The organism is Corynebacterium sp. 2571A (assembly GCF_055700935.1).
This window is the reverse complement of sequence record NZ_JASTTE010000005.1, coordinates 144,673-161,483: the sequence shown is the minus strand read 5'-3', so window position 1 is coordinate 161,483 and position 16,811 is coordinate 144,673. Positions and strand designations below refer to the sequence as shown.

The window sequence follows — 16,811 nt, the reverse complement described above, 5'->3', positions numbered from 1 at the left end:
GCTACTTCTTTTTCTTCATCTCGGCCATGAGCTCCGCGACGGAGACCGAGCCCTCGCGGTGAGCGTCCTGGCGGCGGCGGCCGCGCTTTTCTTCCTTCGGCTTACTCACTTCCGGATCCCCGCCGCTATCCCAGCGCACGGCCTGGAAGGAGTCAGTCTGGAAGGTGGGGCTTTCCTTCTCCGGCTTTTCCTGCTTTTCCTTGATGATCTCCTCGAGCGGGGTCTCCTGCGGCGTCTGGTTGCCCAGGCGGCCGGCGATGGCGTCCTCGGAGGGGGCGCCGGCGGAGGTCTGCTTGAAGTTGTCTTCCAGCTCCATGATGCGGCGGGCCTCGGCGCGCAGGGCGGCCGGCTCGTAACCGAACTCGCGGCCCGACAGATCCTCCAGCTGCTTGCGGATGGTGCTCAGCTGCTCACGGATCTCGGCGAGGACCTCCGGTTCTTCGGCGGTCTGCGCCTTTTCCAGCTCCGCCTGGTGGAGCTTCTCGCGGTAGGCGAGCTCGTCCTCGCTCTTCTGGGCCAGGCGGCGGTAGCGGGTGACGAGGAAGAACCCGACCACAGCGGCCCACAGAGCGGCGAGAAGTGCGATCTTTAGCGCGGCGTCGGAACCGGCAATGAGCATGACGATGCTGGCAACAATTGCGAGCACCACCAGCACTGCGAGCCCAATCTGGCCGCGATCGGTCTGGTTATTCATGGGTACTACTCTAACGCGTCCGATCCCGTTTCGGGCGGAGGGACTTCGCAGTATCGCTCCAAAACCACTCCCGCGATCGCCATAGCCAGCCCACCCAGGGCGGAGGCCAACACGCCGGTCAGATCGTCGGAGGCAGCGGCCAGGCGGCCGGCGTTCGGGACGACGTAACAGGCAATGCCTGCGTACGCGCCGCCGACGATGGTCCCGGTCCACGCCGAGGCCTTCGCCACCAGCATGAACTGGGCGATCGTCAGAGGGTTCAGCTGGGTGCGGTCCAGGCCGATGCCGTCGTCGTTTTTGGCCTGCCGCACCTTCCACGCCAGGCCTAGGCAGAGCGCGGTCATGACCCATAGGGTGATAGACACCGTCGCGGGGATGGCCAGCATGGAGCCGTAGAAGCGGCCGGTCAGGATCGCGGCCGCGGCGGCCACGAAGAGCCCTACCCCGACTAGCGTTCCAATGGAGGTGCGTTTCACTTAGCGTTCCTTGATCTCGGCGACCTCGGCCGGGTCCAGCTTCGCGATCAGATCGCGGACGGGCACGCCGTTCAGGCGCGCGTCCGGGTCGGCCGCCAGCCACGGGACGAGGACGAAGGCGCGCTCGTGGGCGTACGGGTGCGGCACGGTCAGCGCGGGGTCATCACTGACGTAGCCGTCGATGTCGACGATGTCGACGTCCAGGGTGCGCGGGCCCCAGTGCTGGATGCGCTGGCGATCGGCGGCCTGCTCGAGCTTCTGCCCGCGGCGTAGCAGCTCGATCGGGGTCTCCTCCACGTCGACGATGAGCACCGCGTTGAGGAATTCGTCCTGGTCGGTAACGCCCCACGGCGGGGTGGAATAGACGGGTGAGGCCGCCACCGTCTGGTCCGCGAACTCGCGGAAGACGGTCTCCAAGAGTTTTTCCCGGTCGTCCATGTTGGAGCCGATGGATAGTACCGCGCGCATTAGCCCCTCCGGATGGTCTTCTTCGAGCGCCGGGCGACGACGGCGACGTCACCGAAGGTGCGCTCAATGGGGGCCTGCGGCTTGTGCACGGTCACCTCGACGGCGAAAAGCTGCTCGTAGGCTTCCATCGCGGCGTCGGCAATCCGGGAGGCGACTGTCTCGATGAGATCGTAGGGCTCGCCCTCGACGATCCCGGCGGCGAGATCCGCCAGCTCCGCGTAGTTGATGGTCGCGGCTAGATCATCGCTCTGACTGAAGCTCAACCAGCAGGTGATGTCGACGAGGAACTTCTGGCCGTCCCGCTTCTCGTGGTCGAAGACCCCGTGGTAGCCGTAGCACTCGAGGCCGGTGAGCTCAATGCGATCTGCCATTAGTTCCCCCGGTAGTCCGCGCCGAGCTTCCAGGCGGCGGCGACATCGACGGCGTCGCGGGAGACGGCCACCTCGTGCACGCGCACGCACCACGCGCCCAGCTGGGCGGACAGCGCGGTCACGGCGGCGGTCGCGGGATCGGCTTCAGTCGGGCCGGCCGGCAGGTCGCGGTTTTTACGAATGCCGGTCAGGAAACGCTTCCGGGAAGCGCCGACGAGCACCGGGTAAGGCCCGTCGATGAATTCGGGCAGGGCTTTCAGCAGCGCCCAGTTGTCCTGCGGGGTCTTGGCGAATCCCAGGCCCGGGTCGATGCTGATGTTGCTCTCGCTCACGCCGGCCTGCAGCGCCTTGCCTACCAGATCGTCCAGGACGTTGTGCACGTCGCGCACGACGTCGCCGCCGTGGTCGGCCGCGCCCGCGGCGTCGCCGAAGCGGACAGTGCGCCAGTGCATCAGGCACACGGGCAGGTCGGTCTCGCCCATCACGCGGAACATGTCCGGATCGGCCAGGCCGCCGGAGACGTCGTTGAGCAGATCCACGCCGGCCTCGGCGGAGGCGGCCGCCACGCTGGCGCGCATGGTGTCCACGGAGGTGAGGATCCCGTCTTCGTGCAGGGCCTTGATCACCGGGGTGACGCGGTCGCGCTCGACGTTAGCATCCACGCGGGTAGCCCCCGGGCGGGTGGACTCGCCGCCGACGTCGATGATGTCCGCGCCCTGGGCCACGAGCTCGTGAGCGTGCGCGATGGCGTCGTCGACGGCCAGCCACTTGCCGCCGTCGGAGAAGGAATCCTCGGTTACGTTGACAATCCCCATGACCAGCGTGCGGCCGGTCGGGGCGGACAGATCTGCAATCGACATGGTGTTAGCTCCGGATTAGGCTCATGACCTCAGCGCGTGAGGCCGCGTTGGTTTTGAACCCGCCGCGCACGGCGGACGTCGTGGTGGTCGCGCCCGGCTTGCGGATGCCCCGCATGGCCATGCACAGGTGCTCGCACTCGATGACCACGATAACCGACTGCGCTCCCAGGGTATCGGTCAGCGCGTCGGCGATTTGGGTGGTCAGGCGCTCCTGCACCTGGGGGCGCTTGGCGTACATATCCGCCAGGCGGGCCAGCTTGGACAGGCCGGTGACGTGCCCATCCTTGCCGGGAATATAGCCGATGTGGGCCACGCCGTAGAAGGGCACCAGGTGGTGCTCGCAGGTGGAATAGATCGGGATATCGCGCACCAGGACCAGCTCTTCGTGGTTCTCGGCGAAGGTCTTGTGCAGCACCTCGGTGGGATCCACGTTCAGGCCGGCGAAGATCTCCGCATACGAGCGGGCCACGCGGGCCGGGGTCTCCTGCAGGCCCTCGCGGTCCGGGTCTTCGCCCACGGCCAACAGGAGTTCGCGGATAGCCGCCTCGGCGCGCGGCTGGTCGAAGGAATTAGTCATCGTCGCGGTCCTTTTCGTAGTCCCCGGCGTGCTCGCCGAAGTTGAATCCGTACTCGCCGGACGGGGTCTCGCCGGCCTCCCGGCGCTCGCGGGCCTCGCGGGAGGCGTCCAGCAGCGTCATGCGCTTGGGCAGCTCCTCGCCGCGCTCCTTGGCCAGCTCGACCGGGGTCTTGACCGGCTCGCGGCCGGCCTGCTGCGGGAAGCGCACGTTCTCGCCCGGGAAGACGTCGTAGGACTCGCGCGGGACGATGTCGGTAAACAGGCGCTCCAGGTCCGGGCGGCGCAGCGTTTCCTTCTCCAGCAGCTCGGTGGCCAAAGCGTCCAGGTAGTCGCGGTGCTCGGCCAGGATCTCGTAGGCCTGCTGGTGGGCGCGGTCGAGCAGGTAGTGCATCTGCTCGTCGATCTTGGCGGCGACCTGCTCGGAGTATTCGCTGGTCCCGCCCGGGCGCCCGCCGAAGGGATCGCCCTGTTCCTGGCCGTACTTCACGGTGCCCAGCTCCGGGGAGAAGCCGTATTCAGTGATCATGGCGCGCGCGATCTTGGTGGCCTGCTCGATATCGGCGGAAGCGCCGGTGGTCGGGTGGCCGAAGACCAGCTCCTCGGCGGCGCGGCCGCCCATGGCGAAGACCAGGCGGGCGAACATCTCGTCCCGGGTGTACATGCCCTTGTCGTCTTCCTGGGCGGTCATGGCGTGGCCGCCGGTACGCCCGCGGGCCAGGATGGTGACCTTGTAGACGCGCTCGATGTCCTTGAGCGCCCACGCGGACAGGGTGTGCCCGCCCTCGTGGTAGGCGGTGACCTTCTTCTCCTGCTCGGAGATGATCTTGGACTGGCGGCGCGGGCCGCCCACCACGCGGTCGGTGGCCTCCTCGAGGGCGTCGGCGGTGATCACGTTGCCGCCGATGCGGGCGGTCAGCAGCGCGGCCTCGTTGAGCACGTTGGCCAGGTCGGCGCCGGACATGCCGGCGGTGCGCTTGGCCAGCTGGGTGACGTCCACGTCCTTGCCCAGCGGCTTGTTCTTGGAGTGCACGCGCAAGATCTGCTCGCGGCCGGCCAGGTCCGGGGCGGTGACCGGGATCTGGCGGTCGAAGCGGCCCGGGCGCAGCAGCGCCGGGTCCAGGATGTCCGGGCGGTTGGTCGCGGCGATGAGGATGACGCCCTCGCGGTCGCCGAAGCCGTCCATCTCCACCAGCAGCTGGTTCAGGGTCTGCTCGCGCTCGTCGTGGCCGCCGCCCATGCCGGAGCCGCGCTGGCGGCCGACGGCGTCGATCTCATCGACGAAGATGATGCACGGGCTGTGCTCCTTTGCCTGCTTGAACAGGTCGCGCACGCGGGAGGCACCCACGCCCACGAACATCTCCACGAAGTCCGAGCCTGAGATGGAATAGAAGGGCACGCCCGCCTCGCCGGCCACGGCGCGGGCCAGGAGGGTCTTACCGGTGCCGGGCGGGCCGTAGAGCAGCACGCCGCGCGGGATCTTCGCACCCAGCTCGTGGTAGCGGGTCGGATCCTCCAGGAAGTCGCGGATTTCTTGGAGCTCGTCGACGGCCTCGTCCGCGCCGGCCACGTCCTCGAAGGTGTTGGTCGGCATGTCCTTGGTGAGCTCTTTGGCCTTGTTGCCGCCGATGCCGAACATTCCCCCGCCCTGCTGCATGCGGGACATGAAGAAGAACAGGAGGCCAAACAGCAAGAGCATGGGCAGCAGGAAGCTGAGCATGGAGCCCAGGAAGGACTCCTGGGTCACGTTGGTCTCGTACTTCTCGGCGTCGGTGTCCTTGACCGCGTTGAAGATCTGCTCGCTGGCCCGGGCCGGGTACTTCGCGACGATCTGCTCGACGCCCTCGCGGTCCTCGACCGTGATGGGCTTTTTCAGCTCCAGGCGCAGCCGCTGTTCGCGGTCGTCGATCTGGGCTTCCTTCACATTGCCGTCCTGCAGCTGCTGGATGGCCACCGAAGTATCCGCCGGCTCGTAGCCGCGGGTGTCGTCGGTCAGGAAGGTAAAGGCGTACAGGGCGATGAGCAGGATCGCCGCGATGCCGCCGTAGCGGAGGATTTTCTGGTTTTTCATCAAGGAATAAGTCTAGTTGTTGCTGTAGACACTGGGGTGCAGGGTGCCCACGAACGGCAGGTCGCGGTAGCGCTCGGCGAAGTCGAGGCCGTAGCCGACCACGAACTCGTTGGGGATGTCGAAGCCGACGTCGAACAGGTCCAGCTTGGCCTTGACGACCTCCGGCTTACGCAGGAGGGAGACCACCTGCAGGGACTTCGGGTTGCGGTTTTCCAGGTTGCCGATGAGCCAGGACAGGGTCAGGCCGGAGTCGATGATGTCTTCGACGATGAGCACGTCGCGGTCCGCGATGTCTCGGTCCAGGTCCTTGAGGATGCGCACCACGCCGGAAGACGAGGTGGAGTTGCCGTAGGAGGAAACGGCCATGAACTCGAGCTGGGCCGGGATGGACAGCGCGCGGGAGAAGTCCGTGAGGAAATAAGCCGCGCCCTTGAGCACGCAGACCAGCAGCAGCTCGTCCTCGGCGTCGCGGTAGTGTTCGGAGACCTTGTCGGCCATTTCTTGGACACGGCGGGCGATGTCGTCTTCGGAGAGGAGGACCGCTTCCACATCAGAGCCGTAACGCTTGTCCGGCACGGAGTAGTCCTTGGCCTCATGCAGAGTCATGGTGGGGTGACCTTTCTTCTTCGCTTCTACCAGTGACAGTTTGCCACCTCGGCGCAGCACTTCCAAGCTCTGCACCGCCACCGGACCCTGGCCGTGCCAGTCGGTGCACAGCTTGTCGATGCCCCGGATGGCCGCCCGGCTCACCGGCACGCCGTGCGCGTTCAGCCAGCTGGCAATCGCGCGGCGGCGCTGCGGCTCGGCCAGGGCGGCCAGCTCCGCGCAGTCGTCGGTTAGGCGCGCGGGGCTAAGCAGCTCGTCGTCGGCAGCGACGTCCGCGGCCGCCTGGGCCAGCGCCGGGGTGGGATCCCCGCCGATGATGTCGCGCAGCAGCGGCAGGACCTGGGTGCGGATGGCCACGCGGCGGAAGCGGGCATCGGCGTTCTGCGGATCCTGCCAGGGGGTATAGCCCAGCTCCCGGCACGCGCCCGCAGTGTCGGCTCTCCTGATGCTAAGGAACGGCCGCCAGAGGTTATTTTCCACTTTTCGCATGCCCGTCGCCTTGCCGCGCAGGGCTCCCAGCAGCAGGGTTTCCGCCTGGTCGTCGGCGGTGTGGGCGACCAGGACGGGCCTTTCGGTGCCCAGCGCCTGGTACCGCGCGACCCGGGCGGCGGCCTCGGTGGGCTCGGGCACGTCGACGGTAACGACCTCCCCGGCCACGCCCAGCTGCCGCGCCGCCTCTACCGCGCGTTCGGATACCTCCCGCGAGCCGGGCTGCAGGCCGTGATCGACGGAGACGGCGGTGATTTTGTCTTTGTGCTCTCCGTACTCGGCCGCCAGGGCGGCGGTCAGGGCGAAGGAGTCCGCCCCGCCCGACAGCCCGACGGTGACAGCGGGATAGCCCTCCGCGAAGGGCCGCACCGCGGTGCGGCAGGCCAGAAAGTGCGGGGATTTCCGCGGCCAGAAGGGCTCGGCCATGGCTAGTACTTGGCCAGGATGCTGGTCAGCGCGTCCTGGGTGGCGCGGGCGGGCAGCAGCTCGCCGTCGTTGGTCAGCAGGGCGAAGGCGTAGATGCGGCCGGACTGGCCCTGGGCGGTGCCGGCCAGGGCGGCGGTGCCCGTGAGCGTGCCGGTCTTGGCGCGCACGTAGCCCTTGCCCGCCAGGTCGCCGTAACGCTCGTGCAGGGTACCCTCCCCGCCGGCGACCGGCAGGTAGGTCAGCAGCGGGCGCAGGTCCGCGTCCTCGGCGGCGTGCTCGACCAGGTGGGCCAGCAGCTGGGCGTTCAGGCGGTTGTCCGGCGAGAGGCCGGAGTTGTCCTCCAGGTGCGCCCCGCTCAGGTCGTAGCCGGCTTCCTGCAGGACTTCGAAGGTGGCCTCGGTCGCGCCTTGGAAGCTGGCCGGCTTGCCCTGATGCAAGGCGAGCTCGCGGGCGATAGCCTCGGCCGCGACGTTGTCGGAGTGCTTGACCATCTGCTCGGCGCGCAGGGACAGCGGCTCGGATTCGATGGTGGCCACGACCTGCGCGCCCTCCGGGGCGGTACCCTCGCCGGCCTCCGCGTCCAGGCGATCGGCCAGCTGCTGGGCGACGTCGCGGGCCGGCTGGTGGCTGCGCGGCACATCGCCCTCGGTAGCGCCCAGGCGCCCGCCGTAGATCATGGACGGCTGCATGGGGGCGACGTAGCCCTCGTCCACGTTCGCCGGGTCCCAGCCGGTGGCCTGGTCGGGGCCGGACCAGACGGAGTTGTCGATTAGCACGCGGGAAGCACTTCCGATCTCTTCCGCGGCGCGCTCTAGCTGCTCGTGCGTCATCCACACGTCGCCGGCGGATTTAATGATGACGTCGTCGCCGTCGCGGACAATCTCGGTGCGCAGCCGCTCGTTCTCGTCCAGGGCCAGCGTGGCCGCGGCCGTGGTCAGCACCTTGGTGGAAGAGGCGGGGACGAGGGCTTTGCCCGCGTCTTTTTCCCACAGCACCGCCCCGTCGGTGGTGTCGATGATCTGCGCGCCGAAAGTAGCCAGGTCATCCTTGTCCAGGGCCTCGATTTCGGCGTCAAGCGCGGCAGCGTCGATATCCCCCGGGGTGGCCGGGGTGAGCGCGTCTCCAGGGGCGGAGACGGCATACGCCTCGCCGTGGTCTAGGTCGCTGTAGGCCTGCTGGACCGTGATACCCACCGCAGCGGTCGTGCCCACTGCCGCGGCGGTGACCACCGCGGCCAGGGTCCACCACACATGTTTTGCCTTCATCGCCTAATACCCTACCCCGGGCGCGCGCTAGGATGTTCACTAGAATCATTACTGCCAATCTGCATTTCTTTTCATGGAGGTACAACGTGAGCGTTGAAGTAACCATCGAGATCCCGAAGGGCTCCCGCAACAAGTACGAGGTGGACCACGAGACCGGCAAGATCTACCTGGATCGCTACCTGTTCACCCCGATGGCCTACCCGGCGGACTACGGCTTCATCGACCACACCCTGGGCGAGGACGGGGATCCGCTCGACGCTCTGGTTCTCCTGCCCGAGCCGGTCTTCCCGGGCGTCATCGTGGAAGCCCGCATCGTGGGCGTGTTCAAGATGACCGACGAGGCCGGCGGCGACGACAAGCTGCTGGCCGTGGTCGATGACCCGCGCTGGGAGCGCTACCAGGACATCGACGACGTCGAGCAGCACATCAAGGACGAGATCGAGCACTTCTTCACCCGCTACAAGGACCTGGAGCCCAACAAGGAGGTCACCGGTTCCGGCTGGGGCAACAAGGAAGAGGCGGAAAAGATCCACGCCGCCGCCATCGAGCGCTACCAGGGCTAGTCCTTATTATGCGTAACGTTAACCCGACTGAGGTCCCCGCGGGCGCCCAGCTCATCGACGTGCGGGAGGACAGCGAGTGGGCCACCGAGCACGCCGCTGGCGCCACCCACATCCCGATGGGCGAAATCATCGACCGCGTGGGCGAGCTGGATAGCGATAAGCCCGTGTACGTTATCTGCCATTCCGGTGGGCGCAGCCTGCAAGTGGCCGCCTACTTAGAGCAGAACTTTGGTCTCGACACCGTCAACGTCGTCGGCGGGACCGACAACTGGAAGGCCAGCGGCCGCGAGATGGCCTAAATAGTTGGAAGACGCCAATCATTTAGGTTTTCGACCTTAGGGGCGCTACTATGGTGGAATGACCTCAATACCCACCGAATTGCTAGAATCCCCGTCCTTCCAGTTGGAGCGCCTCCGCCGCCGCACCCGCGACGGCGTCGAGGCCGCCTTGTCCACCAAGCAGACCACCCTGCGCGAGTACTGGGTGTTGACCTGCTTGGTGGATTCTTCTGCCACCTCCCAGTCCTCCCTGTCCGAGCTTTTGGCTATCGATGCCTCGGATATGGTCCGTCTCTTGGACTCGCTGGAAAAGCGCGGCTGGGCTAAGCGCGAGCGCGACCCGCAGGACCGCCGCCGCCAGATCGTGGCCTCGACCAAGAAGGGCTCCAAGGCCCAGAAGGAACTGGCCCAGCTCGTCGACTCCGCCGAGGAAGAGGCCCTGGACTCTTCCACCAACAAGCAGCTCAAGCACCTGCGCAAGCTGGCCAAGTCGATCATTGCCGCGGACGAGGAAGAAGCGTAAATGGTCCCGCAGCACTACCTAGCCAGTGCCCTAGCCCCGCGCCCGCGGACTCTCTGGGACGTGCTGTGCACCACCGCTGAACTCTTCCCGGAGGCAGCCGCCATCGACGACGGCGAGGTGATGACCTACGCCGAACTCATCGACAGCGCCCGCGCCTGGGCCGCCGAGCTGGCCTCCCAGGGCATCCGCCGCGGCGACCGCATCGGCATCCGCATGACCTCGGGCCACCGGGATCTCTACCTGGCCATCGTGTCCACCCTGGCGGTGGGTGCGGCCTACGTGCCGGTGGACGCGGACGACCCCGACGAGCGCGCCGAGATGGTCTTCGGCGAGGCCGATATCGACGGCCTGTTCACCGACGCCGGATTCCGCGCCCTGCGCCAGCGGGAACCCGCTCCGCTGGAGGAACCGCAGCCGCAGGACGACGCCTGGATCATCTTCACCTCGGGATCGACCGGCAAGCCCAAGGGTGTGGCGGTAAGCAACCGATCCGCGGCGGCCTTCGTGGACGCGGAAGCCGCGCTCTTTTTGACCGACAACCCGCTCGGCCCGGACGACCGCGTGCTGGCGGGCCTGTCCGTGGCCTTCGACGCCTCCTGCGAGGAGATGTGGCTGGCTTGGGGCCACGGCGCCTGCCTGGTGCCGGCCCCGCGCTCGCTGGTGCGCTCCGGCATGGATCTGGGGCCCTGGCTCATCCGCCGCGACATCACCGTCGTCTCTACTGTCCCGACCCTGGCCGGCCTCTGGCCCGCCGAGGCCCTGGACCACGTGCGCCTGCTCATCGTGGGCGGCGAAGCCTGCTCGCAGGAATTGGTCGAGCGCCTGGCCACCGAGGACCGCGAGATGTGGAATACCTACGGGCCCACCGAGGCCACCGTGGTCGCCTGCGCCGCGCAGCTCAAACCCGGCCAGCCCGTCTCCATCGGCCTGCCGCTCAACGGCTGGGATCTGGCCGTCATCGACGGCTCCGGCAACCCGGTGGCCTACGGCGAGGTCGGCGAGCTGGTCATCGGCGGCGTGGGCCTGGCGTCCTACCTGGACCCGGTCAAGGACGCGGAGAAATACGCTCCGCTGGAGACCCTCGGGTGGCAGCGCGCCTACCGCACCGGCGATCACGTGCGGCTGGAAGAGGACGGACTCTACTTCGTCGGCCGCGTAGACGACCAGGTTAAGATCGGCGGCCGCCGTATCGAGCTCGGCGAGGTCGAGGCGGCAGTCGCCGCCCTGGACAACGTCTACAACTCCGCCGTCGCCGTGCAAAAGACCCCCGGCGGCGAGTCCGTGCTGGTGGGCTACGTGAGCCTAGAAGACCCCGCGCGAGCCTTCGACGAGCGCCAGGCGCACGAGCGGCTAGCCGAGACCATGCCGGCGGCGCTAGTGCCGCGCATCTGCGTCATGGATGAGCTGCCCGTGCGCACCTCCGGCAAGGTGGACAAGAAGGCCCTGCCCTGGCCGCTGCCCGGCGTGGGCGTGGACAGCGCCGGCCTGACTAGCACCGAGGCCAGGCTGGCCCAGCTCTGGGTCGACGTGCTGGGAGTGTCCGTGGAGGACGAGAACGCGGACTTTTTCTCCCTGGGAGGGACTTCCCTGGCCGCCGCAACCCTGGTCGGCCGGATCCGGGAGCGCTACCCCACCGTGGCCGTGCGCGACCTCTACGATCACCCGCGGCTGGGCTCGCTGGCCGAGCACCTCGCCGGCGCCGAGCCGCGCCCGGCAACCCACGAGCCGCGTTCGGTGGCCCCGGTGGGGGCCGGGACCCGCATGCTCCAGACCCTGACCAACGTCGTCGCCATGACGCTGTCGGGCATGACCTGGATCGCCTGGCTGCTGCTGGGCTCGAACCTGGCGAAGGCGGCCGGTGTTGATTTCGCCGTGCACACCAACTGGTGGCTGGTGACCGTCCTGCTGGTCGTCTTCGCGACCCCGCTGGGGCGTATCCCCATCGGCGCTTTGGGCGCCCGCGCGCTCACGGCCGGGATCTCCCCGGGCGACTACCCGCGCGGCGGCTCGGTGCACCTGCGCATCTGGGCCGCGGAACGCTGGGCGGACGCCTCTGGCTCCCGGGGCATCGCGGGCGCTACCTGGGTCAACAACTACGCCCGCTTGCTCGGAGTGAAAATCGGCAAGTCCGTGGACCTGCACACCCTGCCGCCCGTGACCGGGCTGCTGACGGTGGGCAAGCACGCGGCCATCGAGCCGGGCGTGGACCTGTCCGGCTACTGGGTGGACGGGGACATCGTCCACGTCGGCGCCATCGACATCAAGGAGGGTGCCCGCATCGGCGCGCGCTCGACCCTGCTGCCCGGCGCGGTCATCGGCGCTTATGCCCACGTGGAGACCGGCTCTACCGTTACCGGGGCCAAGAAGGTCAAGGCCGGCCAGCGCTGGTCCGGTTCCCCGGCGCGCAAGGTCGGCCGGTCCAAGCACCGCTTCCCCGACCACCCGCCGGCCCGGCGTTCCGGCTGGGTGCCGGTCTACGGGCTGACCTCGGTGGTACTATCCCTGCTGCCGATCATCGCCTTGGCTGCCGGCGCCGCGCTGGTGGTCGGGCTGGTTAACGGCCCGGGCAACCCGGCGGTCGGCGCCATCCTCTTCGCCCCGTTGGGCGGGTTAGTGGCCTTCGCGACCTACCTGGCGCTGACCTGGGCGGGCGTGCGGTTGTTCTCGCTGGGGCTCAAGCCCGGCACGAACCCGGTGCGCTCGGCGGCCGGCTGGCGCACGTGGACCATCACCCGCCTGATGGACGACGCACGCACCCACCTCTTCCCGCTGTACGCGGGCCAGCTGACCCCCGCCTGGCTGCGCAGCCTGGGCGCGAAGATCGGCTCCGACGTGGAGGTCTCCACCGCCGTGATGGTGCCCAAATTCGCGGAGGTCAAAGACGGCGCATTCCTGGCCGACGACACCCTGCTGGGCGGCTACGAGCTCGGCGGCGGCTGGATGCTCACCGGCGTGTCCAAGGTGGGCAAGCGCTCCTTCCTGGGCAACTCCGGCGTGACGGGACCGGGCCGCAAGCTGTCCAAGAACTCCTTGGTGGCCGTTCTCTCCTCGACGCCGAAGAAGTCCAAGGCCGGCGCCAACTGGTGGGGCTCCCCGCCGGAGCGCATGCGCCGCGTGGAGGCCCACGTCTCCACCGGCGAGTCCCGCACCTACCGCCCGGGGATGGGGGTAAAGGTCGCCCGCGGGCTGGTGGAGACCCTCCGCCTGCTCGCGCCGATGGCCTCGGCCATGCTGGCCGCCGGCGTGCTGGCCACCCTGCTGTGGCTGCTCAAGGCCGCCAACCTGGGCGCGGCGATCGCGCTGAGCGGCCTCGTCCTCATGGCGGCGGGCGCGGTCGCGGTGGCGATTGCCTGGGTGGCCAAGTGGGTCTGCGTCGGCAAACACCGCGCCGCAGATCACCCGCTGTGGTCGGCGTTCGTCTGGCTCAACGAGCTCCAGGACACCTTCGTGGAGGTCGTCGCCGCGCCCTGGTTTTTCAACCACACCACCGGCGCGGGCGAAATCAACCTGGCGCTGCGTGCGCTGGGCGTCAAGATCGGCCGCGGTGCCTGGATTGAGACCTATTGGTTCCCGGAGACGGACCTGTGCGTGGTCGGTCAGGGCGCGTCCGTGGGGCCCGGTACGGTGGTCCAGACCCACCTTTTCCAGGACCGCGTGATGAGCCTGGACACCGTCACCGTCTCCGACGGGGCCACCCTGGCCGCCCACTCGGTCGCTCTCCCGGCCGCCACCATCGGGTCCGGCGCGACCGTCGCTCCCGGCTCCCTGGTCATGCGCGGCGATGCCGTGCCGCGCGACTCGGTCTGGCAGGGTAACCCCATCGAGCCGCTCGCCTAGCGCGGGAAGTCCTGGTACTTCAGCATCTTTCCGGCCTGGAAATCCCAGGCTTCCACGCGCACCCGGTCCGGGTATACCTTGACCCGCAGGCCGGAGGATGCCTCCTCCTTCTCCTTCACGATTTTCTCGTCGTGGTCGCCGTCGGGCAGGTATTCGTTGAGGATCGCCCCGGTATTAACCACCGGGAAGGCGGCGTCCTTGTAGCGGTAGGTGCCCCACCAGTTGTTTTGGCGCAGCGAGGAGTGCGAGTGGCTGGTAAAGGCCACGATGTTCGGGTGCCGGGCGAGCACCTCGCTGAGTGCCTCCAGATCCTCGAAGTCGTTCTGGTACCACGCGGAGTGCGACATCGACACTGTCTGCGGCAGGAGCGGGTGGGTAAACACCAGCGGGGTTATTCCCTGGCTCTCCCAGTAGCCCAGGCGGGAATCCAGCCAGCCCAGCTGCTCTTCTGACAGCCGCTGGAAAGGCTCCTTGCCGCCGCGGTCGCGGTCGGAGTAGTACTCCGTGTTGATAGAAATCAGCGGCACCCCGCCAGCAATGACCTCCGCCCACGGCTCCGCCTGTCCGGAGTGTTCAAGGAAGCGCTGCAGATACGTCTCGGAGCCCTCGGGCCCGTACATCTCGTGGTTGCCGATAGTCCACAGTTCCGTGCCGGAATCATGCGGCTGCGCCCGGTGCGCGGCGAGGAATTCATCCCACTGCGCCTCGGAACCATCATCGACCAGGTCCCCGTTGAGCACCAGCGCGTCTGCTTTATCCTCCATGCCGTTGAGCTGGCGGACCGCGTCCTGGTAGTCCTCCGGGTCACCCTGCACGTCGGAGAGCACGTCCACGACCGCCTCCGGCGTGCCCACCTGCCCGAGCGGCCGCGTGACCTGAACGTTGTCCAGCGCCCACCACCAGTCATCGTTGCCGTTTTGGTAGACGAATTCCACCTGCATGGTTTTAGCCCCCGCCGGCACGTCGAGCTCCAAGCTCTCGTGCTTGGAGAAGACATCCTCGGAAAAGACCGCGGCCTCGTGCGCCTCGCCGCCGTCAAAAGCCACGCGCACCGCCGCCGACTGCTCCGGGGAGCCTTGCCGGTAGTGGTGGTCGAATTCCAGGTTTACCGTTTCCCCGACCACGGGGATCTCCGGGCTGCGCAGCGCCGTGGTCATGGAGTCGGTCTCATTGAGGCGCTGCTGCTTGTTGTCCACGATGGCCACGTTCCCATGCGCCTGCGTGAACCAGTGCCGCATATCCGTCCCTGCCGCCCAGGTCCAGTCCCGGATGCCGGACAGCGCCCACCCGTTCCAGCGCGCCTCCCCGGAGCTGACCCCGGACGTTGCCACCGACCAGCCCTCCGGCACGTTGTGCGTGAACTTCGCGGGGTTGGCGACCTCGTCGAAGCCCTCCGACCACAGCACCCGGTCACCCGAGTCAGCCGCAGAGTCAGAAACAGAAGAAGAACTCGACGACGAACCCGACGACAACGAAGATAAAGACGAAGTAGAAGACAGCGACGACTGTGCATGTGCCACCGGCGTGGCAAGGGCCGCAGTGCACAGCAAGCTAACGAAAAAACGGGAAGAGTTATTCACCCCACTAACTCTTCCCTACCCCCACCACCGCAGGGTGACGACGAGATTAACCCTGAGGAAACTTCTGCTAGTCACCAATCTGGTCGCGGCCGCGCTTGACGATGTTCTCGTCCACCTCGCCGACGACGGAGTGGTCCTTGTTCGTGTACTCGAACTTGGACAACACGTAGCGCATGGCGTTGATGCGGGCGCGCTTCTTGTCATTCGACTTGATGGTGATCCACGGCGACTCGTCCGTATCCGTGTAGCGGAACTGCTCTTCCTTGGCGCGGGTGTAGTCATCCCACTTGTCCAGGGAGGCCAGGTCCATCGGCGAGAGCTTCCACTGACGCACCGGGTCGATCTGGCGGATGGCAAAGCGGGTGCGCTGTTCCTTCCGCGTCACGGAGAACCACAGCTTGGTCAGGGAGATGCCGGATCCCAGGATCATGTTCTCCAACATCGGCACCTCGCGGAGGAACTCCGCGTGCTGGGATTCGGTGCAAAAGCCCATGACGCGCTCGACGCCGGAGCGGTTGTACCAGGAACGGTCGAAGAAGACGATTTCCCCGCCGGCCGGGAAGTGCTGGATATAGCGCTGGAAGTACCAGGAGGTCGACTCGCGCGGGGAGGGCTTTTCCAGCGCCACCGTGCGTGCACCACGGGGGTTGAGGTGCTCGTTGAAGCGCTTAATGGTGCCGCCCTTGCCCGCGGCGTCGCGGCCCTCGAAGAGGATAATGTGGCGCTGGCCCGTTTCCTTGGTCCAGTTCTGCCACTTCAGCAACTCGATCTGGAGCGCACGCTTGGTGGACTCGTACTCGTCGCGCGTCATACGCTCGTCATAGGGGTAGTTTTCCCGCCAGGTCTGCACCGGCGAGCCATCCGGCATAATCAGCGCCGGGTCGTCCTCGTCAGAGTCGTCGACAACGTAGCCGTCGGTCTGCGCCAGGTCGATCTCGGGAAGTTCGTCGTCTTTGTGTTCAGCCATGTATTAAGTGTAACCTGCCTACCCCATTCTGGCGCGCCGATCTAGACATCTACTTTGCACAAAAGATCAAAAAAGACCCCGTCCGAAGACGGGGTCTGATGCCGGCTGCTTCAAACAGTCAGAGCGTAGCTCTTAGGCGAACATGCCGACGAGCTTGGACAGGCCCTTGGCGAGCTCCACCAGCGGCTCCATCCAGTCGGTGACGCGGCCCAGATCAGCAGCGAAGGCGGAAGAGCCCTCAGCGAAAGTGTTGAAGCCTTCGTTCTCGAACATAGTGTTTTCTCCTTTGAGAGTCGGATTAGATCGTGGGAGGGCTTAAAGCCCGTGGTTAGTGGCAGAGATAGCCACTAACCGATGGAATTACTTAGGCAGCAGCCTCGTTAGCCTTGACTACCTTGTCGGTATTCGGGAAGAAGTCAGAGCTGGTCAGTTCTTCCTGACCCAGGAACTTGACCAGACGGGCCAGGCCCTGGAAGATGCCATCAACGTTGTCGAAGACCTTGCCCCAGCCTTCCCAGGTGTCAACGAAGTTGTCGATGTGAGTCTGGATGAGAGAGAGATCCATGTTGAACTCCTAATCTAGTTCCGACTTACGCCGGAGAGGGTTTGCGGTTTTGCAGACACCCTGCGGACGTCACACGAAGTAATTTTGCCACATTTCTTCCCGGCGTCAACCGGAAGATGTTTTCACATTTTATTCACGCTCTAGAACTTGCGCCACACCCGACCCGACAGAAACAGACAGTACAACAGTACTACCCCC

Annotated in this window: 16 protein-coding genes and 2 pseudogenes; 4 read left to right on the top strand and 14 right to left on the bottom strand. The window is 66.8% G+C overall.

Annotation, left to right across the window (positions count from 1 at the left end; all coding sequences use genetic code 11):
* Position 1: 1 nt before the first annotated feature.
* The 10 genes and pseudogenes from QQS53_RS10845 to dacB form a co-directional block, all read right to left on the bottom strand.
* Positions 2 to 694, bottom strand: a complete 693-nt coding sequence (locus tag QQS53_RS10845) for a DUF6779 domain-containing protein (protein ID WP_472775840.1) — start codon at positions 692 to 694, stop codon at positions 2 to 4.
* A gap of 5 nt (positions 695 to 699) precedes the next feature.
* The gene (locus QQS53_RS10840; protein WP_368534206.1) at positions 700 to 1,170 is read right to left on the bottom strand and encodes a DUF3180 domain-containing protein; all 471 of its coding nucleotides are present in this window, start codon (positions 1,168 to 1,170) and stop codon (positions 700 to 702) included.
* Positions 1,171 to 1,638: a 2-amino-4-hydroxy-6-hydroxymethyldihydropteridine diphosphokinase gene (gene folK / locus QQS53_RS10835; RefSeq protein WP_472775839.1), complete on the bottom strand. Its 468-nt coding sequence runs from the start codon at positions 1,636 to 1,638 to the stop codon at positions 1,171 to 1,173.
* Positions 1,638 to 2,009, bottom strand: coding sequence for a dihydroneopterin aldolase (gene folB / locus QQS53_RS10830; RefSeq protein ID WP_472775838.1), 372 nt, complete (start codon positions 2,007 to 2,009; stop codon positions 1,638 to 1,640). The genes folK and folB overlap by 1 nt, the downstream gene beginning before the upstream one ends.
* Positions 2,009 to 2,869: a dihydropteroate synthase gene (gene folP / locus QQS53_RS10825; RefSeq protein ID WP_472775837.1), complete on the bottom strand. Its 861-nt coding sequence runs from the start codon at positions 2,867 to 2,869 to the stop codon at positions 2,009 to 2,011. Before folP ends, folB begins: the two co-directional genes overlap by 1 nt.
* A gap of 4 nt (positions 2,870 to 2,873) precedes the next feature.
* A complete protein-coding gene (gene folE, locus QQS53_RS10820) occupies positions 2,874 to 3,446 on the bottom strand; it encodes a GTP cyclohydrolase I FolE (protein WP_472775836.1) in 573 nt (190 codons plus the stop codon).
* Between the two features lie 73 nt (positions 3,447 to 3,519).
* Positions 3,520 to 5,514: pseudogene (ftsH, locus tag QQS53_RS10815) on the bottom strand (ATP-dependent zinc metalloprotease FtsH); the annotation flags it as partial.
* A gap of 12 nt (positions 5,515 to 5,526) precedes the next feature.
* Entirely contained in the window at positions 5,527 to 6,114 is a 588-nt protein-coding gene (gene hpt, locus QQS53_RS10810) for a hypoxanthine phosphoribosyltransferase (protein WP_472775915.1), read from the bottom strand.
* Positions 6,115 to 6,156: 42 nt separating this feature from the next.
* Positions 6,157 to 7,035: pseudogene (tilS, locus tag QQS53_RS10805) on the bottom strand (tRNA lysidine(34) synthetase TilS); the annotation flags it as partial.
* Between the two features lie 2 nt (positions 7,036 to 7,037).
* Complete coding sequence (gene dacB, locus QQS53_RS10800; RefSeq protein ID WP_472775835.1) at positions 7,038 to 8,300, bottom strand: D-alanyl-D-alanine carboxypeptidase/D-alanyl-D-alanine endopeptidase; 1,263 nt, start codon at positions 8,298 to 8,300, stop codon at positions 7,038 to 7,040.
* An 86-nt stretch (positions 8,301 to 8,386) separates the two neighbouring features.
* Between dacB and QQS53_RS10795 the strand changes: the two genes are divergently transcribed.
* Genes QQS53_RS10795 through QQS53_RS10780 form a run of 4 tightly spaced genes read left to right on the top strand, consistent with a single transcriptional unit; the run spans position 8,387 to position 13,501 of the window.
* The gene (locus tag QQS53_RS10795) at positions 8,387 to 8,863 is read left to right on the top strand and encodes an inorganic diphosphatase (RefSeq protein WP_070768674.1); all 477 of its coding nucleotides are present in this window, start codon (positions 8,387 to 8,389) and stop codon (positions 8,861 to 8,863) included.
* Positions 8,864 to 8,871: 8 nt separating this feature from the next.
* On the top strand, positions 8,872 to 9,162 hold the full coding sequence (locus QQS53_RS10790) for a rhodanese-like domain-containing protein (RefSeq protein WP_290223330.1): 291 nt from the start codon (positions 8,872 to 8,874) through the stop codon (positions 9,160 to 9,162).
* 58 nt (positions 9,163 to 9,220) lie between these two features.
* The gene (locus tag QQS53_RS10785) at positions 9,221 to 9,664 is read left to right on the top strand and encodes a MarR family winged helix-turn-helix transcriptional regulator (protein WP_290223332.1); all 444 of its coding nucleotides are present in this window, start codon (positions 9,221 to 9,223) and stop codon (positions 9,662 to 9,664) included.
* The gene (locus tag QQS53_RS10780) at positions 9,665 to 13,501 is read left to right on the top strand and encodes a Pls/PosA family non-ribosomal peptide synthetase (RefSeq protein ID WP_472775834.1); all 3,837 of its coding nucleotides are present in this window, start codon (positions 9,665 to 9,667) and stop codon (positions 13,499 to 13,501) included.
* Here QQS53_RS10780 and QQS53_RS10775 read toward each other — a convergent pair.
* From QQS53_RS10775 to QQS53_RS10760, 4 genes are all read right to left on the bottom strand, one after another.
* A complete protein-coding gene (locus tag QQS53_RS10775) occupies positions 13,498 to 14,907 on the bottom strand; it encodes a metallophosphoesterase family protein (RefSeq protein WP_472775833.1) in 1,410 nt (469 codons plus the stop codon). The two genes, QQS53_RS10780 and QQS53_RS10775, sit on opposite strands and share 4 nt — an antisense overlap.
* Positions 14,908 to 15,148: 241 nt before the next feature.
* Positions 15,149 to 16,048 (bottom strand): polyphosphate kinase 2, encoded by a 900-nt coding sequence (ppk2, locus tag QQS53_RS10770; RefSeq protein ID WP_070768679.1) that lies wholly within the window; start codon positions 16,046 to 16,048, stop codon positions 15,149 to 15,151.
* A 132-nt stretch (positions 16,049 to 16,180) separates the two neighbouring features.
* A complete protein-coding gene (locus QQS53_RS10765) occupies positions 16,181 to 16,321 on the bottom strand; it encodes a hypothetical protein (protein WP_472775832.1) in 141 nt (46 codons plus the stop codon).
* Between the two features lie 91 nt (positions 16,322 to 16,412).
* Complete coding sequence (locus tag QQS53_RS10760) at positions 16,413 to 16,613, bottom strand: hypothetical protein (RefSeq protein WP_472775831.1); 201 nt, start codon at positions 16,611 to 16,613, stop codon at positions 16,413 to 16,415.
* Between the last annotated feature and the right edge of the window lie 198 nt (positions 16,614 to 16,811).

Bases quoted from the DNA above. Each gene is read 5' to 3' on its own strand.
- folE (WP_472775836.1), bottom strand. From the start codon at position 3,446: ATGACTAATTCCTTCGACCAGCCGCGCGCCGAGGCGGCTATCCGCGAA.
- QQS53_RS10845 (WP_472775840.1), bottom strand. From the start codon at position 694: ATGAATAACCAGACCGATCGCGGCCAGATTGGGCTCGCAGTGCTGGTG.
- QQS53_RS10790 (WP_290223330.1), top strand. From the start codon at position 8,872: ATGCGTAACGTTAACCCGACTGAGGTCCCCGCGGGCGCCCAGCTCATC.
- ppk2 (WP_070768679.1), bottom strand. From the start codon at position 16,048: ATGGCTGAACACAAAGACGACGAACTTCCCGAGATCGACCTGGCGCAG.
- dacB (WP_472775835.1), bottom strand. From the start codon at position 8,300: ATGAAGGCAAAACATGTGTGGTGGACCCTGGCCGCGGTGGTCACCGCC.
- QQS53_RS10760 (WP_472775831.1), bottom strand. From the start codon at position 16,613: ATGGATCTCTCTCTCATCCAGACTCACATCGACAACTTCGTTGACACC.
- QQS53_RS10780 (WP_472775834.1), top strand. From the start codon at position 9,665: ATGGTCCCGCAGCACTACCTAGCCAGTGCCCTAGCCCCGCGCCCGCGG.
- folB (WP_472775838.1), bottom strand. From the start codon at position 2,009: ATGGCAGATCGCATTGAGCTCACCGGCCTCGAGTGCTACGGCTACCAC.
- QQS53_RS10765 (WP_472775832.1), bottom strand. From the start codon at position 16,321: ATGTTCGAGAACGAAGGCTTCAACACTTTCGCTGAGGGCTCTTCCGCC.
- folK (WP_472775839.1), bottom strand. From the start codon at position 1,638: ATGCGCGCGGTACTATCCATCGGCTCCAACATGGACGACCGGGAAAAA.
- folP (WP_472775837.1), bottom strand. From the start codon at position 2,869: ATGTCGATTGCAGATCTGTCCGCCCCGACCGGCCGCACGCTGGTCATG.
- QQS53_RS10785 (WP_290223332.1), top strand. From the start codon at position 9,221: ATGACCTCAATACCCACCGAATTGCTAGAATCCCCGTCCTTCCAGTTG.